Source organism: Tepidicella xavieri (assembly GCF_004363315.1).
Lineage (GTDB): Bacteria > Pseudomonadota > Gammaproteobacteria > Burkholderiales > Burkholderiaceae_C > Tepidicella > Tepidicella xavieri.
The window spans coordinates 1-1324 of sequence record NZ_SNYL01000031.1 but is presented as its reverse complement, the minus strand read 5'-3'; the positions used below and the strand labels follow the sequence as shown (position 1 = coordinate 1324).

Annotated in this window: 1 protein-coding gene; it reads left to right on the top strand. The window is 63.7% G+C overall.

Features of this window, described 5'->3' with window-relative positions; genetic code table 11:
- Nucleotides 1–88 precede the first annotated feature (88 nt).
- Nucleotides 89–1174 carry an IS5 family transposase gene (locus tag DFR43_RS13560; protein WP_133599592.1) on the top strand — a complete coding sequence of 362 codons (1086 nt, stop codon included), beginning with the start codon at nucleotides 89–91 and terminating at the stop codon, nucleotides 1172–1174.
- Nucleotides 1175–1324: the final 150 nt, after the last annotated feature.

Genomic DNA, 1324 nt, shown 5'->3' with positions numbered 1-1324 from the left:
CAGGCCGTTGAAAAACTCCCCTGTGGCCGGTCTTGGTACGGGTACCATGTGAGCCACGGCGACGACGACCAGACACCAGACACCGAAGATGAGAGGCGCACAGAACTTCCAGGGGGCGATGTTCAGCTACATCAGCCTTGAAGAGCGGGTCCCGGCCAAGCACCCGCTGCGCAAGCTGCGGAGCTTGGTCGATACCTTGCTGGCCAGCATGAGCGCAGAGTTCGAGGCGGTCTATGCCCGCCGTGGCCGCCCTTCGGTGCCGCCCGAGATGCTGCTCAAGGCGCTGCTGCTGCAAATCCTGTTTTCCATCCGCAGCGAGCGGCTGCTGGTGGAGGCCATCGACTACAACCTGCTGTACCGCTGGTTCGTGGGCCTGAACATTGAGAATAAGGTCTGGGACCACTCCACCTTCAGCGCCAACCGCGAGCGCCTCTTCAACGAAGAGCTGGCCCGCGTGTTCTTCGAGCGGGTCAAATGCACCGCGCAGTGGGCGAAGTTGATCGGCGACGAACACTTCAGCGTCGACGGCACACTCATCGAAGCTTGGGCCTCGCACAAGAGCTTCAAGCGCAAGGACGACGACCACACACCGACGGCGGGGCGCAACGCCGAGGTGGATTTCAAAGGCGAGACCCGCAGCAACGACACCCACGCCAGCACGACAGATCCCGATGCGCGGCTGTTCAAGAAGGCCCAAGGCGACAAGTCCCGCCTGTGCCACATGGGGCACATCCTCATGGACAACCGCCACGGGCTGGTGGTGGACGTCGAAATCACCCATGCCAGCGGCACCGCTGAGCGCGAGGCCGCTCTCAAGATGCTCGCGCGCCAAAAGCGCAAAGCCCGACTGACCGTGGGGGCGGACAAGGGCTATGACTGCCGGGCCTTCGTGCAGGGCTGCCGCCAGCTGGGCATTACTGCGCACGTGGCGGCCAAGGCCAAGCACTCGGCCATTGACGGGCGCACCCAGCGCCACGAAGGCTACCAGGTCAGCCTCAAGGTGCGCAAACGCATCGAGGAGGCCTTTGGCTGGATCAAGACCGTGGGCGGTCTGGCCAAGACCAAGCTGATTGGGCAGGCCAAGCTGGCGGGGCAGGCGCTGATGGGCTTTGCCGCGTACAACCTCGTGCGCATGGGCTCCATCGGTGGGTGGTGGGATGCGCATCATGCGTAAATCACGGCCTCATTGCGCCCGAAATGGGCAAAAGGGCCTGCAGCAGGCCCCGAAAAGGGCTGCCAGGGGCTGGAAATGCGGATCCAGCCGGTTGAAAGCCGACGCAGGCAGAGCCTCGGCTGCTTCGATGGGCACTTTTTCAACGGCCTG

Coding starts and splice junctions, on each gene's coding strand:
- DFR43_RS13560 (WP_133599592.1), top strand. CDS start 89: ATGAGAGGCGCACAGAACTTCCAGGGGGCGATGTTCAGCTACATCAGC.